The following is a 22,427-nucleotide window of genomic DNA, read 5'->3' on the forward strand; positions in this document are numbered from 1 at the left end:
GCGACCTGCGTATGATGTCACACTTACATGGAAAATGCTCGATTTACAGAGCAGTTTTCGGGCTGCAACATTTCGTAATATTCGTGAAATTCTTATGCAATGTTAACTGCGTATTACAGGTTTAAGTTTGGGAGGACTTGGTCATATGCTCTTGCAGGTTGACAATATTTCTTTGTCATTTGGCGGTATTAAAGCGCTTCAAAATGTCAGCTTTTCAGTCGATGAAGCTGAGCTGTTTTCCATAATTGGCCCTAACGGGGCCGGCAAAACATCAATGCTCAATTGCATATCAGGACGTTACACGCCTGATGAAGGGTCAATCAAATTTGCGGGTGAAGAACTGCTCGGTCGCAAAACGAGCGAACGGCCTGAAATCGGCATCGGCCGCACATTTCAAAACCTTGCTCTTTTCGACCATATGACAGTTCTCGATAATATTATGGTCGGTCGTCACCACCTTCTGAAAAACAATTTTCTTACCGGTATGGCCTATTGGTTTGGCGCGCAAAAAGAAGAGTTGGAACATCGGCGCCATGTTGAGGATATTATTGATTTCCTTGAAATCCAGCATATTCGCAACGCGCAGGCAGGCACGCTTTCTTATGGATTGCGTAAGCGCGTAGAGCTTGCCCGGGCAATCGCTTTGGGCCCGAAACTTGTTCTTCTTGATGAGCCAATGGCTGGCATGAATATGGAAGAAAAAGAGGATATGGCGCGCTTTGTTGTAGACCTCAATCAGGAACTCGGCATGACTGTGATCATGATCGAGCATGACATGGGCGTTGTCATGGATATTTCTGACCGGGTTATGGTGCTCGATTTTGGCGCGAAAGTCTGTGATGGCTTGCCGGATGAGGTGATGGCCAATGATCACGTTCAAAAGGCTTATCTTGGCGCTGAATTTGATGACGACATCGAAGCCGATACACAAAAAGAGGTGGCATGATGAACGCAGTCGCTACCAAAAGAAACGGTCTTGATACACTTCCAAAATTACTTGCAGACAATGCAAAGCATTTTCCTTCTGAAACAGCTTTGCGCGAAAAGACTTTTGGCATTTGGGTGAGCCAGAGTTGGGGCGAATACAATACCAATGTACGGCGTATTGCTCTGGGGCTTACAAAGCTGGGCATCAAGAAAGGCGATGTTGTCGGCTTGATCGGCGACAACCGTCCCGACTGGGTTGCCGGCGAAATCGCTGCGCATGCATGCGGCGCTTATACTTTGGGTCTTTACCGTGATCTGATGGAGAAGGAGCTTGCCTATCTCGTCAATTATGCCGGCGCACGTTTTATCTTTGCTGAAGATGAAGAGCAGGTCGACAAGTTTTTGAACCTTGCGGGCGAGTGCCCGTCAATTGAAAAAATCATCTATGAAGATCCGCGTGGGATGCGCAAATATGATGATCCGCGCCTGCTGCCTTTGGAAGAACTGCGCGAGCTTGGTGATCAACTCCACGCAGAAGCTTCAGGCCGTTACGATGAAATGGTCGCGCAGACGAATGGTGATGATGTTGCAATTTTATGCGCAACATCGGGCACGACATCCAATCCTAAGCTGGCAATGCTGTCCGCACGCAGCGTAATTGATCACTGCCATGACTATTTGAGCGTCGATCCGAAAAGCCACATGGACGAATATGTATCCACACTGCCTATGCCTTGGATCATGGAGCAGATTTACGCTGTGGGAATGTCGCTCATTTCACGCATGAAGGTTAACTTCGTTGAATCGTCGGAAACATCGATGTCGGACCTGCGTGAAATTGGTCCAACCTTTGTGCTGTTTGCTCCACGTGTATGGGAAGACATTGTGGCAACCGTGCGCGCGCGCATGATGGATTCATCCTGGGTCAATCGCGTGCTTTATGATTACTTTTCAAAACGCGGCATCAGTAAGTTCGAAGCGGGTAAAAACTCCACACTGGCCAAAATTGGTTTGTTTAATGCGTTGAAAGACCGACTTGGATTAAGCCGCGTAACTTCGGCTGCAACGGGCGGTGCCGCGCTTGGCCCTGATACATTCAAATTCTTCCTTGCGATGGGTGTGCCTTTGCGCCAGCTTTATGGCCAGACTGAGCTTCTGGGTGCTTATACCATTCACAGGCAGGGCGATGTTGATTTCGATACCGTCGGCGTCCCGTTCACCGATGATATTAAAGTTGAGATCAAAGACCCCGATGCTGAAGGCATTGGTGAGATTGTCACCCGCCACAACAATATGTTTCTGGGATATTATAAAAATGAAGAAGCATCCAAGAAAGACATGGTCGATGGTTGGATGCAAACAGGGGACGCCGGTTATTTCAATGGCAACGGTCATCTTGTCGTAATCGACCGCATTGTCGACTTGGCCGAAATGAACAGCGGCTTGCGGTTCTCTCCGCAATTTATCGAAAATAAATTGAAGTTCTGCCCTTATATCGGCGAAGCGGTCATTCTTGGCGCAGGGCGCGATCATCTGGCTGCGATCGTTTGTATCCGCTACTCTATTCTGGCCAAATGGGCGGAAAAACGGCGTATATCTTTCACCACCTACACGGACCTTTCATCACGGCCTGAAGTGTATGAGTTGATCGAAAACGAAATCAACGAAATCAATAAGACACTTCCTGAAGCGCAGCAGATTAAAAAGTTTGTCTTGCTCTACAAAGAGCTTGATGCCGATGATGGCGAATTGACACGCACACGTAAGGTGCGCCGTTCTGTGGTTGCTGAAAAATACGCCGACATTATCGACACGATTTACTCGGACAAAGGCTATGTCGATATCGACACAATGATCACCTTCCAAGATGGCTCCCAGCAGCGCATCCAGACCAAAATAGCCGTTCGCGACTTGCCTGGTCAGGATGTGCCTGTCTTGCCCGTGGCAGCGGAATAGGAGAATGACATGAACTGGTTTCTGCTCACACAATTGCTGGCTAACGGATTGATCGTTGGCATGCTTTATGGCGTTGTCGCGATGTGTTTTGTGTTGATCTACAAGTCCACACAGGTCGTGAATTTCGCACAAGGTGAATTTCTGGTTTTAGGCGCTTGGGTATGTCTGGCGATGGTCGTTAAGGCCGGACTGCCATTTTACATCGCCTTTCCGTTCACACTCGTTTTCATGACGATTTTTGGCATCCTTATACAAACAGTAATTTTGCGCCCATTGATCGGCGAGCCGATCATCTCAATCATTATGGTGACTATCGCTCTTTCGATTATCATGCAATCGATCCTGAACTGGACTTTTGGTAATTCAAGCGCCAGCTTTCCGCAGATATTCCCGGTCGAGAACGTATCTTTATTCGGCTTGCAGGTTGAAACGGCCTATATCATGAGCTTGGTTCTTTCCGTCTTCGTGATGGCGCTGTTCTACGCATTTTTCCAATATTCAAAATATGGACTTGCGATGCGTGCAACGGCTTATGACCAGCAGGCTGCTCAAAGCCTTGGTGTGTCGGTCGGGCAGGTATTTGCAATGAGCTGGGCTATTTCAGCGGTGGTGTCCGGCATTGCCGGTATTATCATCGGCATTGTCAGCGGTGTATCCTCGTCGCTTGCTGTCATCGGCATCAAGGTGTTCCCCGCTGTCATTGTGGGCGGGCTCGATTCTATTGTCGGTGCGATTGTAGGCGGTGTCATTATCGGGCTGTTGGAAAATCTGGCCGAGTTTGTTGATGGCCAATATCTGCAATGGGGCAATCTCTACACGATTGCGCCGTTCTACGTCCTAATCATCATTCTGGTTATCAAGCCTTACGGTCTGTTTGGCACCCGCGACATTGAGAGGATCTGATCATGGCATCGACAGCACTTCGCCCGTGCGGTGATTTTCGGACAACATATAAAACCGACCAGTATTTATTCCAAACCAAGATGATCGGTTGGACTGCCGCTGCCGCCCTTCTTGTGTTGATTTTGGCACCGGTTCTCGCCAGCAGCTATGTCGTCAATTTGCTTATTCTTGTCGGTATTTCTGGCATCTCTGCACTGGGTCTGAATGTCCTTGTGGGCATGACCGGCCAGATCAGTTTGGGTCACGCGGCGTTTTACGGCTTTGGTGCATTTTCATCGGCCTATCTCGCCAATAATTATGGCGTGCCGGTGTTAATCGCCATTCCGGTTGCAGGTGTCATGACCGCAATTGTGGGCATGATATTCGGCTTGCCTGCAGCACGCATCAAGGGGCTGTATCTGGCGATCGCAACTCTGGCTTCACAGTTCATTCTGGTTGACTTCTTTGCGCGCGCGACTTGGTTCACCAATGGCTATGGTGTTGATGCGTCAAAGCCGGAATTCTTTGGCATTCCCCTCGATACCGATGAGAAATATTTCTACGTTGTGCTCGCTTGGGCTGTCATCTCCATGATCGCGGTGGCTAATCTAAAGCGCTCGCGTGACGGGCGTGCACTTGTTGCCGTGCGTGATCATTATTTGTCGGCTGAGATCATGGGCATCAATCTGACCAAATACCGTATTCTTGCCTTCGGTATCTCGTCATTTTTTGCCGGTGTCGCGGGCGCTCTATACGCGCACTACATTGAATTTGTGTCGGTTGAGACTTTCTCGATATCGCTTTCAATCAACTTTTTGGCGATGATTATTATCGGCGGATTGGGCTCGGTTCCCGGTGCTTTTCTGGGTGCCATGTTTATCGAGCTTCTGCCTCAGCTTGTTCAGCTTATCAGCGGATTTTTAATCACCATTGCGCCGACTGTCTTTGGGCTTATTGAAAATGGCAAAGCCTATATCGAGCAGATTACGGTGGGTACCGTCATCATTTTATTCTTGATTTTCGAGCCGGAGGGGATCGCACATCGCGTCGGCCAAACTCGTAAATCGATAAAGCTATATCCGTTCTCTTATTAAAACGGATTTCACCGGCGGCGACTTGGGAGAATTGTCGCCACCTAAATGCACAATGGGAGGATATCTTGAAAAAGTTTTCAATTATTATGGCTGGTCTTGCATCAGTAACAATGTTGGGTGGTATTACTGCTAACGCGCAGAGCGGTCCCGACAGCATCTTCGTGGGCAATCTGGTTGATTACACCGGACCGACAGCGTTCGTAAGTAAATTCTATGGACCAGGCATCAAAGACGCGGTTGAATATATCAACAAAAATGGCGGTATTGACGGAACTACTATTGAGCTTGATCAGATCGACTATGCTTACAAGGTGCCGCAAGCGATTGCGACATATAAGCGTTGGACATCAGACGGGAAAATGGTCGGTTTGCAAGGTTGGGGGACCGGCGATACCGAGGCATTGATTTCATTTGTCGCGAAAGACAAAATTCCAACATGGTCTGCATCTTATTCCGGGCATCTAACAGATCCGACCGGCATCAATCCGAAGACAAAAAAGCCTGCGCCTTATAACTTCTTCTATGGCCCAAGCTATTCGGATGCGTGCCGTGCGATGGTGCAGTGGGCCAAGGCTGACGCTGACGAAAAAGGACTGGAAAAGGCCAAGTTTGTTCACTTGGGCGACAACCATCCTTATCCAAATGCGCCCAAGGAAGCATGTGCAGAATATGCGGCAGAGCTTGGTCTTGAAGTGCTTAACCCAATCGTCGTCCCGATGGCACCGGGTGATTTTAAAGCACAATGTCTGACCATTAAGGACTCAGGCGCCAACTATGCTTTCGTAGCCAATTTGGGCGGCTCCGTCGTCTCATTGTTGAAGTCATGTAAAACTGTCGGTGCGGACGTTACTTACATGGCCAATATCTGGGGCGGCGATTACCTGACCATCGAGGCTTCAGGCGCTGTGGATTATATCTTTCCGACAGCCTCTCCATTCTGGGAAGCGGATGCACCGGGAATGGATTTGGTTAGAAAGATCTATGAGGAAGGCTCGTCCGACAAGTCGCAGAAGCCGACACACCACTACATTCGCGGCGTTTGCAGCGCTTTCTATATGAAAGAGGCAATGGAGTGGGCCAAGGCAAATGGCGGCCTTACCGGCGAAAACATCCGTGATGGCATGTACGCAAAAACTGACTGGGTTCCAGCCGGATTGGAAGGCGTATGTGAGCCGTCAACATGGACTGAAAAAGATCACCGCGGCACGACGACCGTCTCTGTGAACAAAGGTTCGCTGGTCGACGGCGAGGTGCAAATCGAGAAAATTTCCACGGTTGAGCTTCCACGCCGTGACGATTGGATTGGTTACTAAAACATCGATCTGCGGCCGGATATTCCGGCCGCAGCACTCTCTTACAACCCGGAGCAAGTGAAATGCTACAGGTCGCCACTGAGCCGAAGAAAGCAGTCGCCATGGAAAATGATACCTTATTGGCAGTCGACAACATTGAGGTTGTCTATAACGAATATGTGCTCGTGCTTCGTGGATTGAGCTTGGAAGTTCAGCGCGGCTCAATCACCGCCTTGCTTGGCGCTAATGGTGCCGGAAAATCGACCACGCTAAAGGCAATTAGTGGTTTGCTAAAGTCGGAAGACGGCAAAATTACACGCGGTGATATCAAGTTTGACGGCCAGATTATAAGCAATCAGGAACCTGACACGACTGTACGCTCCGGCATTTCTCAAGTCATGGAAGGGCGGCGCATTATTCAGGATATGACTGTGCTGGAAAATCTGAAGTTGGGCGCATTTACGCGCACGGACCGCGCCAATATCGCCGATGATATCGATCTTGTTTATTCTTACTTTCCGCGCTTGAAAGAGCGTACCGGTTTGGCCGGATATCTTTCCGGCGGCGAGCAGCAAATGTTGGCGATTGGCCGCGCGATGATGGCTCGCCCGAAACTCATTTTAATGGACGAACCGTCGATGGGTTTGTCGCCGCTTCTGGTCAAGGAAGTTTTTGGCATCATTAAAAAGCTGAACCGGGACTTCGGTGTCACGATATTGCTTGTCGAGCAAAATGCGGCAATGGCGCTTAGTTGCGCTTCGCATGGTTACATCATGGAAAACGGTAAGATCGTGCTTGATGGCACTGCAGCGGAATTGCGCGAAAACGAAGACATCAAAGAATTTTATCTCGGTGGTAGCGGCGAGCGCAAAAGCTTCAAAAATATCAAGTCGTTCAAACGCCGCAAGCGTTGGCTTTAAGGGGAAATCATGGAAACGTTCAGAAAAGTAGTGCCCATGGATGTGGAGACACATGACCCGCGCGAGTATCGCCCTCAAGAGGAAAGGCGTGCTGCGCAATTTAGTGCGCTTATAGCAAAATTAGCCAAGCTGGCTGATAATAATTATTATGCCCGCGCATATGGCGAAGAAGCTTCTCTGACAGGCTGGTCTGATTTGCAGAACCTCCCTATTTTAAGAAAAGAAGATTTGATTACGATCCAGCGTGACGATGCTCCTTTTGGCGGGATTGTCGCCAATGGTACTGTTGCTGATTATCTATTTGTTTCCCCTGGTCCAATACATGAGCCGGGCTTTATGAAGCCCGAATTTTGGCGCGCGTCACGTGCAATGATAGCAGCTGGCTTTAAGGCCGGTGACATTGTGCACAACACGTTCTCTTATCACCTAACTCCCGGAGCGTGGATTTTCGATTCCGGGGCCCGTTCAATCGGCTGCTCTGTGATACCGGCCGGTAACGCGCAGCTAGAGCAGCAAATTACTGCGATCTTTCAATATGGCGCTGTTGCATATGCCGGCACGCCGGACTTTTTGAAAACACTGCTTGAAGCCTGCCAGGCGGCTGATCGCGGTCCGGTGCCGATTAGAAAGGCTATCGTTAGCGGGGGCGCGCTAACACCGGGTTTGCGGGAGTTTTTCGATAAATCAAACGTCAGTGTGCGCCAATGTTATGCAACAGCAGAACTTGGTCTGATCGGCTATGAAGTCGATACCAGCGGTCAGCTGATTGTCGATGAAGATGTGATTGTGGAGATCGTTGACCCTGAAACAGGCGAAGCGATGCCATTCGGTGCGGTTGGAGAAGTCGTTGTAACGACATTGCGTGAGGATTATCCCCTTATTCGTTTTGGTACAGGCGATCTTTCCGCATTCGTGCAGCCAGAAGATCGAAGCGACGCAATTGGCGCAAGAACAGGGCCGGTTCTGGCCGGATGGCTGGGAAGAGCAGACCAGACCTCAAAAGTGAGGGGCATGTTTGTTCGCCCGACCCAATTGAATTATCTGTGCCAGTCGGTTGAGGGCCTGCAGCGGGTGAGATTGGTCATTGATCGTGATAATGAAAAAGATGACATCATGTTGTTCTGCGAACTGGAAAACCGCCTCACAGAGACAGCTGAAGCGGATGCAATCGAGACAATCTCGAATTTGTTCCGCGAGATTTGCCATGTGAAAACCAAAGTAACTTTAGTTGACCGCGGAACAATTGCCGACGATGGCAAATTCATCGTGGATATGCGCTAACACACAGCAAGCGTGCTATTGGCCAGCGCTGCAATTGCTTGACACATGTACAATTACGAATTAATTTAACGAACGTTCATTTAATTGTAGGTTTTACTATGGCGCGTAAGGTCGGCTCGGTTGGAAGCGTTACGGCAGAGGCTATACTCACTGAAGGCTGTAAGCTTTTTGCACGTTTTGGGTATGCGGCCGTGTCCATGCGCCAGATCGCTGCCGCGGTTGGTGTGCAGGCAAGCGCGATTTATCAGCATTACCCCAACAAGCAGGAAATTCTGGTCGCTATATTAAACGCGCATATGGATGCGTTGTTAAAGGCTTGGGACGATGAAGTGTGCGACGAGGATGCAGCGGCAGCGCTTGAGCGTTTTGTAAGGTTCCATATCCGCTACCATATTAGCAGGCCTGATGAAGTGTTTCTGTCCTATATGGAGCTTCGGTCGCTGGAGGATCAGGGATTTCGTATAATCGAGCGCAAGCGCCACACTTATGAAAGTGTTGCCAAAACAATTTTACGGCATGGCACGGAGGATGGTACTTTTAGCGTATCTGATCCGCATGTCGCGGCAATGGCAATACTGGCGATGTTGACGGGCGTTAACACTTGGTACCGCTCTGACGGACGGTTGTCACAACAAAAAATCGAAGAACTTTATATTGGCATGGTCATGGGGTCGGTTGGTTTGACTGCCGCACCAAAAGAATAACGGGAGAAGATGATGTTTAACCAGACAATGGATTTCGGCTTGGGTGAAGACATTGGTACGCTGCGCGATATGGTCCGGCGTTTCGCGCAGGACGAGATAGCACCGCGCGCGGCGCAAATAGATGCTTCCAATGAGTTTCCATCTGACTTGTGGGAAAAATTGGGGGCGCTTGGCCTTCATGGCATCACCGTGCCGGAAGAATATGGCGGCTCTGATATGGGCTATCTTGCACATGCGGTCGCCATTGAAGAGATCAGCCGAGCATCAGCTTCAGTTGGCCTGAGTTATGGCGCACATTCCAATCTCTGCATCAACCAGATTAACCGCTGGGGTACAGATGAGCAGAAGAAGAAATATTTGCCAAAGCTGATTTCAGGCGAACATGTCGGCTCACTGGCCATGTCCGAACCGGGCGCGGGTTCTGATGTTGTTTCAATGAAATTACGTGCTGAAAAGCGGAATGATAAGTTCATTCTCAACGGCAATAAAATGTGGATCACCAATGGTCCCGATGCCTCAACGCTCGTTGTGTATGCAAAAACCGATCCCGATGCGGGGCCAAAAGGCATAACAGCTTTCCTGATCGAGAAAGACATGGTCGGATTTTCAACTGCCCAGAAGCTCGACAAACTTGGAATGCGCGGTTCCAACACCTGCGAACTGGTGTTTGATGATTGCGAGGTACCGTTCGAAAATATTCTCGGAGAGGAAGGCAAGGGCGTTAATGTTTTGATGTCCGGACTTGACTATGAGCGCGTTGTGCTTGCTGCCGGACCGGTTGGCATTATGGCCGCTGCGCTGGATATTGTTATGCCTTATGTTCACGAACGTGAGCAGTTCGGAAAACCCATCGGTACTTTCCAGCTCATGCAAGGCAAGCTTGCTGATATGTACACGACAATGAATGCCTGCCGCGCCTATGTTTATGCGGTGGCACAAGGTTGCGACCGCGGCGAAACCAGCCGCAAGGATTCAGCGGGATGTATTCTTTACGCTGCTGAAAAAGCAACACAGGTCGCCCTTGAAGCAATCCAGTGTCTGGGCGGCAACGGTTATATCAATGAATATGCGACCGGCCGGTTATTGCGTGATGCAAAACTGTATGAAATCGGCGCAGGCACAAGCGAAATTCGCCGCATGTTGATTGGCCGCGAACTCTTTGCAGAAACGGCGTAATCATGGCCATTCTTTCATCCAAAGCAATGCCCAGCGAGGACAATGCAGCCGCCATGCAGGCGCAGTTTGATCTTGTGGCCAAAGAAGCTGCGCGCATCATCGAAGGTGGTCCTGCGCGCGCTAAAGAGCGGCATGTGAAGCGCGGCAAGCTTTTGCCGCGTGACCGTATTCAGGGTTTGTTGGATCCGGGATCGCCTTTTTTAGAAATCGGTTTGTTTGCAGCCAAAGATGTTTACACCGATGATATTCCGTCTGCGGGCGCCATTGCCGGTATCGGCAAAGTAGAAGGCCGCGACTGCATGATCGTCTGCAATGATGCGACGGTTAAGGGTGGCACATATTACCCATTAACGGTCAAGAAACATCTGCGCGCACAGGAGATAGCTGAAGAAAATCGCCTTCCATGTCTGTATCTGGTGGATAGCGGCGGCGCCAATCTGCCCAATCAGGATGAAGTGTTTCCGGACCGTGATCATTTCGGACGTATTTTTTACAATCAAGCGCGTATGAGCGCCAAAGGTATCGCACAAATTGCCGTGGTGATGGGTAATTGTACTGCTGGTGGTGCCTATGTTCCAGCGATGTGTGACGAGACAATAATGGTCAAAGAACAGGCCATGATTTTTCTTGCAGGCCCGCCGTTGGTTAAAGAGGCAACAGGTGAGGAGGTTGACGCTGAAACGCTCGGTGGTGCGGATACGCACACACGCCTTTCAGGTGTTGCAGACTATCTTGCCGAAGATGATGCCCATGCGTTGGCGCTGGCTCGTCAGATCGTGCGCACATTAAGCAAAGCACCGGCAACGAATGTGAACATCTCAAAAGCTAAAGCGCCTGATTTTCCGGCAGAAGACATAATGGGTCTTATCCCTGCGGACGCTAAACAACCCTATGATGTGCGCGACATCATTGCGCGTATTGTTGATGGCTCCGAATTTGATGAGTTCAAAGCCCGCTATGGCACCACGCTGGTAACCGGCTTTGCACATATTGAGGGCGTTCCGGTAGGCATTATCGCTAATAATGGTGCCCTATTTTCTGAAAGCTCTTTGAAGGGCGCACACTTTATTGAGCTCTGCTGCCAACGCAAAATACCGCTTCTGTTCCTCCAGAATATTACCGGCTTTATGGTTGGCTCAAAAGTAGAGGCAGGCGGTATCGCCAAAGACGGTGCAAAGCTCGTCAACGCGGTCTCAACGGCAAATGTCCCGAAGATAACCGTTATTATCGGTGGCTCCTACGGCGCAGGCAATTACGGTATGTGCGGACGGGCGTTCGGGCCGCGCTTTGTCTGGATGTGGCCGAACGCACGCATCTCGGTTATGGGCGGTGCGCAGGCGGCAGGTGTGCTGGCGACCGTCACTCGGGCGGGCAAGGAAGCGCGCGGTGAAAAGTGGAGCAGTCAGGAAGAGGTAGCATTCAAGCAGCCGATACTTGATCAGTTCGAAGAGCAGTCTCATCCCTTTTATGCGTCTGCCCGCCTTTGGGATGACGGTATTATTGACCCGCGAAAGACCCGTGATGTCGTCGCGCTAAGTTTGAAAGCGTGTCTGAATTCACCGGTAGAGGAGACAAGCTTCGGCTTGTTTAGAATGTAAGATGTTTTCTAAAATCCTTATTGCCAACCGTGGTGAAATTGCTTGCCGTGTTATGCAAACCGCATCGCAGATGGGCATTAAAACGGTCGCTGTTTACTCCGATGCGGATGCTGCTTCGCGCCATGTGGCTATGGCGGACGAGGCGGTGCATATTGGTCCTGCACCGGTTGGTGAAAGCTATCTGAAAGGCGATGTTATTATTGCGGCAGCGCTCAAAACCGGCGCGCAGGCAATCCATCCCGGCTACGGCTTTTTGTCCGAAAACCCAGATTTTGTAGAAGCTGTTGAAGCCGCTGGGCTGACATTTATCGGTCCAAGCGCGAAAGCCATTCGCGCAATGGGGCTGAAAGATGCGGCAAAAGCTTTAATGGTTAAGGCGGGCGTTCCGGTGGTGCCGGGCTATCATGGTGAAAATCAGGATGCCGCATTTCTCAAAGAACAAGCAGATGAAATTGGCTATCCGGTTTTAATCAAGGCACGTGCCGGCGGTGGCGGCAAAGGAATGCGCTTGGTTGAAAAACCGGCGGATTTTGCTTCGGCACTGGAAAGCGCTGCGCGGGAAGGAAAAAGCGCATTTGGAGACGCCGCGGTTCTCGTCGAAAAATTTATCACTTCACCGCGCCATATTGAAGTTCAGGTATTTGGCGACAGTCACGGCAATGTCGTGCATCTGTTCGAACGTGACTGTTCATTACAGCGTCGGCACCAAAAAGTTATTGAAGAAGCGCCTGCGCCGGGCATGAACGAAGAAGTGCGCGATGCAATGACCAGCGCAGCCGTCAAAGCTGCACAAGCAATCGATTATGTCGGTGCTGGTACAATTGAATTTATCGTTGATGGTTCGGGCGATCTTCGTGCCGATGGCTTCTGGTTTATGGAAATGAACACCCGTCTTCAGGTAGAGCATCCCGTAACAGAGGCGATTACCGGGCAGGATTTGGTGGCTGCTCAATTGTTGGTGGCTTCAGGCGAAACTTTGCCGTTCAAACAGGAAGACTTGTCGATTACCGGTCACGCATTTGAAGCGCGTTTATATGCCGAAGATGTTCCGGCGGGCTTCTTGCCTGCAACAGGTCACATTGCGCATCTGGCATTTTCAGATATGGCCCGCAACGATAGCGGTGTTCGTTCAGGTGACGATATCACACCCTATTATGATCCGATGATTGCCAAAGTCATCACACATGCGCCTAATCGTACTGAAGCGTTATCACGCCTGAATGCGGCACTTGGCGAAACACATGTAGCGGGCACTGTAACCAATCTTTCTTTCCTTCAGGCATTAGCGACCCATGAGGGCTTTAAAAAAGGAGAGGTCAATACAGGTCTTATTGCTGATGAGATAGACCAGTTGACTGTTCCTGCTTCTTTAACTGATGAAGTGGTTGCTATTGCTGCGCTCGCGGCTTTGAAGGTCAATCCGCAAAAAGATGGCTGGCGGCTATGGGGAGAAGCTTCACACGCTGTTTCTTTGCGCTATTCGGATGAAGTGCTTGACCGGAAAATTATCATATCTAACGCGGGTGCTGTTCGCTTAACAATGCCGGACGGTACGCCATGTATTGCATTGGATAATGTTACGCCTACGCAAGGCGGTTTTTCTTTTTTGATGGAAAAACATAAGCGTTCTATGCGTGTCATTACATTTCATCGGGGCAATGAAACGCTGGTCTCCGTCCATTTTAATGGAAACACATTTGAATTCACGCGCCCCGATCCTTTGTCGGGACGCGGAGATGATAAACTAAGCGCCTCTGCTGTAATCGCGCCGATGACAGGTGTGGTTCGCTTGGTGAATGTGAGTGAAAATTCCAAAGTAAAGGCAGGCGAACGGGTCATCGTCATCGAAGCCATGAAAATGGAAATGGCACTTGAAGCACCGCGCGATGGAATTGTCTCTGCCATTTCATGCAAGGTCGGCCAGGCGGTTGAAAGCGGGTCTATCCTGCTGCAGCTTGAAGAGGATGAATGATGGACAAGGTTCGCATTTACGAAGTCGGGCCGCGCGATGGTTTGCAAAATGAAAAGACAATCGTGCCGACGCAAACCAAAGTCGCATTAATTGACCTTCTTTCAAATGCCGGTTTTAGCCATATTGAGGCAACGTCTTTTGTGCCTGCAAAATGGGTGCCGCAAATGGCCGATGCCGCTGAGGTGCTAAACGGTATTACGCGCGCAAAAAGCGTAATTTACGCCGCGTTGACGCCGAACATTATCGGCTATGAAAAGGCTCATGCTGCCAAGGCAGATGAAGTTGCAATATTTGCAGCGGCTTCTGAAACGTTCAGCCAGAAAAATATCAATTGCAGTATCGCTGAAAGCATTGAGCGCTTTGTACCGGTCATTGAACGCGCACGCGCCGACAATATACCTGTCAGGGGGTATGTCTCATGCGTTGTGGGTTGCCCTTACGAGGGTGAGATCGACCCTGAAGCGGTCGCTAAAGTTGCTGCAAAACTGCTGGATTTAGGATGCTATGAAATCTCACTTGGAGATACAATCGGGTCCGGTACACCGGCAAAGATAAACGCGATGCTCAAAGCAGTGAAAGAATATGTGCCGGCTGAACAGCTGGCCGGTCACTATCACGACACTAACGGTAATGCGCTTGATAATGTAAAGGCAAGTCTGGCCGAAGGTTTGCGAACCTTCGACAGCGCCATTGGCGGTCTTGGCGGATGCCCCTATGCGCCGGGCGCAAAAGGCAATGTATCGACAGTAAAACTGGCGCAAATGCTTGATAGCGAAAACTATTATACAGGTTTGGATTTTGACGTTTTGGCACAAGCCGAAACGCTGATATCAACGCTGGGGGAACACCATGACAGATAACACGCTTGCTGCTTTTGAAACGCTGGCGGTAACGCTGGATGCGCGCGGCATTGCAAACCTCGTTCTTGATCGTCCGGATAAGCATAATGCGATGAATGCGACCATGATTGATGAGTTGCATACTGCTGCAAGTCTTCTGGCAGTAGATGAGCGCGTGCGGGCTGTCGTCTTGTCTGCAAACGGCAAAACATTTTGTGCGGGCGGTGACTTAGGCTGGATGCAGGATCAGGCAAAGAAAGATCGCGCAGGTAAAATTGCCGGAGCGCGCAAACTCGCTGACATGCTGTCTGCGCTGAACGTCTTGCCAAAACCATTGATTGGCAAAGTCCATAGCAATGCCTTTGGCGGCGGTGTCGGTTTGATGTCTGTCTGTGACATCGTTCTTGTTGTGGAAGGTGCCAAATTTGGTCTTACAGAAACGAAGTTGGGCTTGATACCGGCAACCATTGGACCGTTTGTGGTTGACCGTATGGGTTCGGGGTATGCACGGCAGGTATTCTTTACAGCCAAAAGCTTCGATACGGATTTTGCATTGCGATCGGGTTTAGCTTCAAAAATTTCAAGCGATCTGGATCAGGATGTTGAGGCGGAACTGGCTGCAATTTTGCAAACCAAGCCGGGGGCAGTCGCCAGTGCAAAGGCTTTGTGTCAAACGCTTTCAGGTGAAATTACGCCTGAAACAATTGAGCAGACAATTGAAGCTTTGGCAGACCGCTGGGAAAGCGAAGAAGCACGCGAAGGCATTGCTGCATTTTTTGAAAAAAGGTCCGGTTGATACGGTTTGAGAAGCAGCTTCATGCCCAACTGGATATAAGTGTCGTTTGTCTAAACGAGGACTTTGCCTTCAAAATTTAGAAGTTCTTAAAGCGTCAAGGTTAGAAAGGTCGTTTTGTATATCCAAGTGTCTGAATGAAAAAATACGTCAATATTAGCATCATAAGTCTGTTGGGAATTTGTACAGCGATTTTATGGACCCAGCTTAATAGGCGTTTTCTGGAGAAGTATCCCATTACGTGGACACCATCCGATTGGCAGGCTGTCGAAACGCCGCTTTTATTAACATCACTGGCTTTGTCAGGGTTTCTTGCTTGGCTATTAGCGAAGGCCGTTTTCAAATCCAGAAGCACCGCTCTGGAGTTCGATGTACTGTCGGCAGTTTTACTTGCGGGCGGCCTATTCATAGTTGGCCTAAGTATGTATCTGGTGGTTTTTGACCGTGAATATATAGCCATACATGTTAGAGAGCTGGGCCATATTGCTCTTGCTCAAGAGGGCTTTATTCTATGCGCTTTGGTTTTGTTTACCCTTACATTTTTCCGTGGTTCTGTTGGTAACACGGGAAGCATATTATTCCTTCGCTTCAGGCACATACTCGGTCTGATTACCTGCGCCATATTTTTGTTGCTGATGGAGGAAATTTCATGGGGGCAGCATATTTTTAAATGGGCGACGCCTGAAGAGTTTGAAGGTAATTTACAAGACGAAACCAATTTCCATAACTTCTATACCAATCGCTTTGAATTCGTATATTATTCGCTGGCCTTTTTTGCTTTTGCAATTTTACCTTTGATATTGGTCACGCAGCATTCCGGGCTTGCCGATCAAATTCAGTTTTATGTGCCCCCTGTATCGTTTGGGATTGCGGCTCTTCCTGTTGTGACATTGATGTTTGAAAATTGGGCTATATTGCCATTTCAATTATATCTCATGGTGGCCGTATTCTTGTCCGCTTTTATAATACCGCACACGCGCGGTATTCACCGCTATGCCTCTATGCTTTTGTTGCTTCTATTGGTCGTTCAACAGCCGGTTGGATTGTATTACGGGCATCTGCTCCATTTGAGTTTTGAACTGAGCGAAATGAGAGAGTTGATTATCGCATTTGTGTTGATGATGTATTCTATCTGGCTTTACATAAAAGTGCGAAACTCCGCACAACATAATGCTACGTAACTGCAAAGAACTAGCCGGTTGAGATGATTTGGTCAGCTTTCAAAAACATCGCATTAAGTGGCCATGGCACTGGTCAACCAATTGGCGAACGTAGCGAATGGCTCTTTTCCCACCTTGTCATCTTTGATGGCAAGCTGATGCTGACCGTCTGGTTGTAGCCGAGCTTTCCCCAAAGCAATCAGTCTTCCGTCGGTTAAGGGGCGTTGTAGAAGGCTTTTCCAGCCAAGCGCGACGCCATCATTATTCATCGCTGCATAGGCTGCATCAGAATAGTTGCTGAACTCCAGCCTCGGCCGGATTTTCAAAGATGGCTCGCCCATCCGGGCAAACCATTGCGACCAGTTTAGCCAGCTTGGAGCGTTTTTTTCCCCTTCAATCAGTGGCAATTGTGCCAGTTGCCGCATGTCGATATCATCCGTGCTTGAAATACCGAGTTGCCTGGCAAAGTCCGGAGAGCAAACGGGAAACACATCATCAGGCAAAGCGCCAATTATTGTGCGACCTTTCATCGTACCTTCACTGTAACGCAAAACCAGATCCAAATCTTCGTCCAGATCGCTTGTCCAACTGTCTTGTGAAACAACACGAATATTGATGTTGGGGTGCAGATTATGGAAGGTCGACAATGAGGGCAGCAGTCTGAAATGCGCGAAAGCAAACGATACGCCGATCGTGACGATATCTGTTTCTTCAAGCTCCTTGATAGATTTTACGGCGTCATTAATCTTGGAAAATGAGGCGTCTACGGCGCCCATCAATATCTGACCGGCAGGTGTGGACTTTACGCTGCGATTGGCGCGGATAAACAGCGTTGTACCCAATTCAGACTCAAGTTCTTTTATCCGCCGGCTCACGGCTGCTTGCGTCACGCCAAGCTCTTGAGAGGCGGCAGTAAAACTCATCAGTCTCATTGCGGCTTCAAATGTAATAAGAGCGCCTAAATTGGGTATTTTTCGTCGAATTTCATGCATTGGAGCTCTGTTTCAATCCGAATTTAAAAATAATACATAATTTAATGTAATGTATAGCGGTGAATTTTGTGCAGTTGAAAGTCGTAAGTGTCAAGTTACAGTCAGCAAATGTAATCGCATGGGAGGCGCTTTATGTTGCACGCTAAACTCGACAGCGGGGATACTGCTCTTGTGTCGGAACTGCTTCGTTCCCGTAAGGCTGGACATACATTGCCGGCGCAACTCTATACGAGCGAGGCAGCGTATCAGGCCGACTGCGATGCAATTTTCTCCAGACATTGGATTGCTGTCGGCGTTGATTGCGATGTTGAAGAACCCGGTGATGTTATCGCGGTCGATATTGGTACATCATCAATTTTGATCCTACGCGATGACGAGATGAATATCCGCGCATTCCATAATGTTTGTTCGCACCGTGGTGCGCGCCTTGTGCCGCCGGGGCGGTCTGTTGTGGGCAAACTTGTCTGCCCATACCACCAATGGACCTATGACCTTGATGGAGCATTGGCGCTTGCGCCGCATATGGGTTTGGATTTCGAGCGCGATCTTCATCATTTAAAGCCGGTGGCACTGCAATCGGTTGGCGGCATTTTATATGCCTGTCTGAGTGATGATCCGCCCGAGGACATATCAGACCTCATCAACATCGTTGGCGAGCGTTTAAAACCGTATGATCTGCAAAATGCAAAAATTGCCCATGAAACGGAAACGATCGAAGATGGCAATTGGAAGCTTACGATGGAAAATAACCGCGAATGCTATCATTGTGCATCCAATCACCCCGAATTGAGCCTTTCCTTCCATTCTGCTGACTTTGGATTTGATCCGGAGGGTTTGAGCCCTTCTGAACGCGCTGAGGCAGAAACTTTAGCAAATGCCTATGCGGAAAAAGCGCTTGTGTGGGAAGGTGCAGGCTTGGATCATGCGCCCATCGAGCACACGGTCGGTTTTCCGACTAATTTCAGAACACAGCGCCTGATTATTGCCGGCCTTGGTGAGTCTCATACAATGAGCACTCGTGCGGCAAGTACGATACCGCTGGGGCAAATGACAATGCCCGGCGCAGGTGACCTTCATCTATGGGGCATCAATTCCTGGAACCATGTGATGAATGATCATGCTGTTATTTTTACGGCTATGCCGATAAGTGCCGACAAGACCTTGGTCAGAACAAAATGGCTGGTGCACAAGGATGCTGTCGAAGGAGAAGATTACGACCTTGAAACCCTGACGGCGGTCTGGAACGCAACCAACAAGGAAGATGCACATCTGGTCGCCATCGCCCATCAAGGCGTATCGTCACAAGGATATCGTCCTGGGCCTTACTCCCGATATACAGAGCGGGCACTTGATGAATTTGCTTCCTGGTATGTAGAGCGCATGACCGCAAACGGATATGGCGCATGATTACCGCAAACCCGTGGGCACCGCAGCGCAAAAGAACTTGGCTAAGCGACCGGTGGGGAAGCCTTGCATGTAAAGCCGTGTGGGATGAAACAAGCGATGTCCGTACATTCCTGCTTGCTCCTGTTGATGGCGCACGTATTGCCCATACACCCGGTCAATACATGACGTTTCGAATTGAAGATGGTGACGCATTGGCGTTCGAGCGTTGCTATACGATTGCGTCTTCCGCTGCGCGTGACGGGGCAATTGAGGTAACAATCAAGCGTCAGCAGGACGGGCTAGGCTCATCGCTGATGCATGATCAGTTGACGGTTGGCAAAACTATTGAGGCCTTTGGACCATCGGGCCAATTCTGCCCTGTTGATGATGTTGAAGCGCGCTATGCGCTGATTGCTGCAGGTAGCGGTGTAACGCCGATGCTCTCCATATTGCGGACGGCAGCGGATCGCGGAATTGAACTCGATGCGATCTTCATTCATGTCGCAAGAACAGTAGAAGACGCGATTGCCGTTGACGAACTTCCAATATTGCAGCGCCGGATACCAAAACTGGTCTACAGTGTTTTGCCTAGCCAAGGGGCGGATAAATTCAGGCTCACCGGTGATGTTCTTTTGCGTATGGTGCCTGACTTGGCAGACCGCACGGTGCTGTGTTGTGGCCCGACATCCTTTATGGATATGGTGTGGGAAACATCACAGTCTGCTGGTGTGGCGCTTGAGAACTATTTTCAGGAAAGTTTCGATTTCGCCTCAGGGCTGGAGGCTGAAGAAGTATCCGAAGATGCGCCACTTCGGCGCATCACATTTGTTAAGTCGGGCGTTTCTTTCGATTGCCCCGAGGGTGTGAACATTTTGCGAGCGGCGAAGGATGCAGGTGTCGCAATGCCTTCGTCATGCTCAAAAGGTGAGTGCGGCACATGCAAAACCTTTAAGCATTCCGGCGAGGTGAACATGCAGAATGAAGGCGGCATACGCCAGCGCGAGATAGACAGAGGCTTTATCCTGCCATGTGTCAGCCGTCCGCTCACTGATATTGCTCTTGATCGTTAGAAGGATTGTTCAAATGCGAAATGACCCCTTACTGCAGCCTTACAAACTCAAACATCTAACGCTCAAAAACAGAGTTATGACGACCAGTCATGAACCGGCATACCCTGAAGATGGCATGCCTAAAGAGCGCTACCGTGTTTACCATGAAGAGCGTGCGAAAGGCGGTGTAGCGCTGACGATGACGGCCGGTTCTGCAGCGGTGTCCCGCGATAGCCCGCCCGTGTTCAATAATATTCTGGCATATAAAGACGAGGTGGTTCCGTGGATTAACGAACTGACGGATGCTTGTCACAACCATGACTGCGCCGTCATGATTCAGCTTACGCATTTGGGTCGCCGTACCAATTGGAACAAGGGTGACTGGCTTCCGTCTGTTTCACCCGGTTACCATCGCGAGCCCGCCCACCGCGCATTTCCCAAGAAACTGGAAGACTGGGATATTGAGCGTTTGATTGAAGATTATGCGACTGCTGCAGAGCGCATGCAGGCAGGCGGCATGGATGGCATAGAACTGCAAGCCTATGGTCATTTGATGGACCAGTTCTGGTCACCGCTCAGCAATTCGCTTGATGGGCCTTATGGCGCTGATACGTTGGAAAACCGTTTGCGTTTTACCACCGATGTCCTAGCTGCCATCCGCAAACGTGTTGGCGAGGAGTTTATTGTCGGTGTTCGCTATACCGCTGACGAGACGCAAGCAGGCGGTATTACGCCTGACGAAGGCATCAAGATTTCAAAGATGCTGCGCGATACGGGCATGGTTGATTTCCTAAATGTCATCCGGGGCCGTATTCACACCGATCCGGCAATGACAGATGTCATACCTATTCAAGGGATGAAGAGCGCACCGCACCTTGATTTTGCCGGTGAAGTGCGCCGCCAAACCGGCATGCCGACATTTCATGCTGCAAAAATTCAGGATGTCGCAACAGCGCGTCATGCGATTTCCGAAGGGCTTCTGGATATGGTCGGCATGACGCGCGCGCATATGGCTGATCCCCATATCGTCCGCAAGATAATGTCTGGCGAGGAACATGCAATTCGCCCATGCGTCGGGGTCAACTATTGTCTTGACCGAATATATCAGGGCGGCGAAGCCCTGTGCTTGCACAATCCTGCAACCGGCCGTGAATTAACGATGCCGCACACAATTGAAAAAGCGCCGACACGCCGCAAAGTGGTTGTTGTGGGCGCAGGGCCGGCGGGTATGGAAGCGGCGCTGGTCGCCGCGCAGCGCGGTCATGAGGTCGTTATTATTGAAGCTGCTGATAGTGCCGGCGGACAAATACGACTGACTGCGCAAAGTCCGCGCCGCGCTGAAATGATGCAGATCATAGATTGGCGGGTCGCACGATGCGAAGACTTGGGCGTTAAGTTCCGCTATAATGTATTTGCTGAAAGCAGCGACGTGCTCGAAGAATTTCCGGATCTAGTGATCATCGCAACCGGCGGCATGGCCAATATCCAGCTTTATGAAACCTATGAAGATTTAAACCATGCCGTTTCTTCATGGGATATAATTTCAGGTGATGTAAAGCCTGCCCAGTCCGTATTGATCTATGATGAAGCGGGCGACCACGCTGGTCTGCAGGCAGCGGAAATTGCGATGAAGGCAGGCGCTACAGTCGAAATTATGACGCCTGACCGCACCTTCGCACCCGAAGTAATGGCAATGAACCTGACGCCCTATATGCGTACGCTGCAATCAGAAAATGTCACCTTTACCGTTACCCAGCGCCTAAAGGCGATTCATGCTGCGGGGAACAGGCTTGAGGCTGTTATCGGTACAGATTATTCGGATCGCACAATTAAGAAAACCTATGATCAGATCGTTGTAAATTATGGCACTTTGCCGATGGATGATCTGTACTTTGATCTAAAGCCCCTGTCATCAAATGAGGGTGCGTTAGATCAGGCTGCTTTTATTGAGGGTAGGGCGCAGAAAATTGTCCGAAATCCATCAGGTAAATTCCAGTTGTTTCGTATTGGAGATGCCGTTTCGGCGCGTAATACGCACGCGGCCATTTATGATGCGCTACGTTTGGTGATGGCTGCTTAAGAAAGCTTATGGCCATGCTTAGCCATCACTTGTGATATTGATTTCGCAATTTTCGGCAATTCACGGGCTCTTGAATGCTAGCCAAAATTTTTTTCGCTTTACTTTGCTCTATTGTGAGAAAATAATATTATATTAGAGCGATTTAGGCAGCTTTGGCAGCTATAACCGGAACTGAGATAACAACAGGTTCCGCTGTCGCTTAGCCCCTAATATCGGGGTCAAATCCACATTTTCACGCATCTGAGGAAGTTAAAACCTGTTGACTCATGTTTGAAATTTCTATTAGTTCGGTAACTAGACGAACTAATTGGAGCAAGTTGTGTCAG

At 49.7% G+C, this 22,427-nt stretch carries 18 protein-coding genes; 17 read left to right on the forward strand and 1 reads right to left on the reverse strand.

The genetic code is table 11. The features are described 5' to 3' along the window. Positions 1–145: 145 nt before the first annotated feature. From SU32_RS02610 to SU32_RS02675, 14 genes are all read left to right on the forward strand, one after another. The gene (locus SU32_RS02610) at positions 146–946 is read left to right on the forward strand and encodes an ABC transporter ATP-binding protein (protein ID WP_053997761.1); all 801 of its coding nucleotides are present in this window, start codon (positions 146–148) and stop codon (positions 944–946) included. Next, positions 943–2,883 (forward strand): AMP-binding protein, encoded by a 1,941-nt coding sequence (locus tag SU32_RS02615; RefSeq protein ID WP_425394256.1) that lies wholly within the window; start codon positions 943–945, stop codon positions 2,881–2,883. The genes SU32_RS02610 and SU32_RS02615 overlap by 4 nt, the downstream gene beginning before the upstream one ends. Before the next feature lie 9 nt (positions 2,884–2,892). Continuing rightward, positions 2,893–3,786: a branched-chain amino acid ABC transporter permease gene (locus SU32_RS02620; RefSeq protein WP_053997762.1), complete on the forward strand. Its 894-nt coding sequence runs from the start codon at positions 2,893–2,895 to the stop codon at positions 3,784–3,786. 2 nt (positions 3,787–3,788) lie between these two features. After that, complete coding sequence (locus SU32_RS02625; protein ID WP_053997763.1) at positions 3,789–4,859, forward strand: branched-chain amino acid ABC transporter permease; 1,071 nt, start codon at positions 3,789–3,791, stop codon at positions 4,857–4,859. A gap of 86 nt (positions 4,860–4,945) precedes the next feature. Beyond that, on the forward strand, positions 4,946–6,172 hold the full coding sequence (locus SU32_RS02630) for an ABC transporter substrate-binding protein (RefSeq protein ID WP_053997835.1): 1,227 nt from the start codon (positions 4,946–4,948) through the stop codon (positions 6,170–6,172). 62 nt (positions 6,173–6,234) lie between these two features. Beyond that, a complete protein-coding gene (locus SU32_RS02635) occupies positions 6,235–7,071 on the forward strand; it encodes an ABC transporter ATP-binding protein (protein ID WP_053997764.1) in 837 nt (278 codons plus the stop codon). Positions 7,072–7,080: 9 nt separating this feature from the next. After that, the gene (locus SU32_RS02640) at positions 7,081–8,352 is read left to right on the forward strand and encodes a phenylacetate--CoA ligase family protein (protein WP_144421010.1); all 1,272 of its coding nucleotides are present in this window, start codon (positions 7,081–7,083) and stop codon (positions 8,350–8,352) included. Between the two features lie 98 nt (positions 8,353–8,450). Further along, entirely contained in the window at positions 8,451–9,056 is a 606-nt protein-coding gene (locus SU32_RS02645) for a TetR/AcrR family transcriptional regulator (protein WP_053997766.1), read from the forward strand. A 12-nt stretch (positions 9,057–9,068) separates the two neighbouring features. Next, entirely contained in the window at positions 9,069–10,232 is a 1,164-nt protein-coding gene (locus SU32_RS02650) for an isovaleryl-CoA dehydrogenase (RefSeq protein ID WP_053997767.1), read from the forward strand. 2 nt (positions 10,233–10,234) lie between these two features. Further along, positions 10,235–11,830: a carboxyl transferase domain-containing protein gene (locus SU32_RS02655; RefSeq protein WP_053997768.1), complete on the forward strand. Its 1,596-nt coding sequence runs from the start codon at positions 10,235–10,237 to the stop codon at positions 11,828–11,830. A gap of 1 nt (position 11,831) precedes the next feature. Continuing rightward, positions 11,832–13,802, forward strand: a complete 1,971-nt coding sequence (locus SU32_RS02660; RefSeq protein WP_053997769.1) for an acetyl/propionyl/methylcrotonyl-CoA carboxylase subunit alpha — start codon at positions 11,832–11,834, stop codon at positions 13,800–13,802. After that, a complete protein-coding gene (locus SU32_RS02665; protein WP_053997770.1) occupies positions 13,799–14,662 on the forward strand; it encodes a hydroxymethylglutaryl-CoA lyase in 864 nt (287 codons plus the stop codon). The genes SU32_RS02660 and SU32_RS02665 overlap by 4 nt, the downstream gene beginning before the upstream one ends. Then, positions 14,652–15,437, forward strand: coding sequence for a crotonase/enoyl-CoA hydratase family protein (locus SU32_RS02670; RefSeq protein ID WP_053997771.1), 786 nt, complete (start codon positions 14,652–14,654; stop codon positions 15,435–15,437). Before SU32_RS02665 ends, SU32_RS02670 begins: the two co-directional genes overlap by 11 nt. Positions 15,438–15,571: 134 nt before the next feature. Further along, entirely contained in the window at positions 15,572–16,615 is a 1,044-nt protein-coding gene (locus SU32_RS02675; protein WP_053997772.1) for a hypothetical protein, read from the forward strand. A gap of 53 nt (positions 16,616–16,668) precedes the next feature. Here the strand turns inward: SU32_RS02675 and SU32_RS02680 are convergent, their stop codons facing one another. After that, entirely contained in the window at positions 16,669–17,586 is a 918-nt protein-coding gene (locus SU32_RS02680; RefSeq protein ID WP_053997773.1) for a LysR substrate-binding domain-containing protein, read from the reverse strand. Positions 17,587–17,718: 132 nt separating this feature from the next. Here SU32_RS02680 and SU32_RS02685 point away from each other — a divergent pair, with 132 nt between their 5' ends. Genes SU32_RS02685 through SU32_RS02695 form a run of 3 tightly spaced genes read left to right on the forward strand, consistent with a single transcriptional unit; the run spans position 17,719 to position 22,101 of the window. Continuing rightward, positions 17,719–18,993 (forward strand): aromatic ring-hydroxylating oxygenase subunit alpha, encoded by a 1,275-nt coding sequence (locus tag SU32_RS02685; RefSeq protein ID WP_053997774.1) that lies wholly within the window; start codon positions 17,719–17,721, stop codon positions 18,991–18,993. After that, positions 18,990–20,042: a flavin reductase family protein gene (locus SU32_RS02690; protein WP_053997775.1), complete on the forward strand. Its 1,053-nt coding sequence runs from the start codon at positions 18,990–18,992 to the stop codon at positions 20,040–20,042. Before SU32_RS02685 ends, SU32_RS02690 begins: the two co-directional genes overlap by 4 nt. 13 nt (positions 20,043–20,055) lie before the next feature. Beyond that, positions 20,056–22,101: an NADH:flavin oxidoreductase gene (locus SU32_RS02695; RefSeq protein ID WP_053997776.1), complete on the forward strand. Its 2,046-nt coding sequence runs from the start codon at positions 20,056–20,058 to the stop codon at positions 22,099–22,101. The last annotated feature ends 326 nt before the right edge of the window (positions 22,102–22,427 follow it).

Origin of the sequence: Ahrensia marina (assembly GCF_001293565.1) — a bacterium.
Taxonomy (GTDB): domain Bacteria; phylum Pseudomonadota; class Alphaproteobacteria; order Rhizobiales; family Rhizobiaceae; genus Ahrensia; species Ahrensia marina.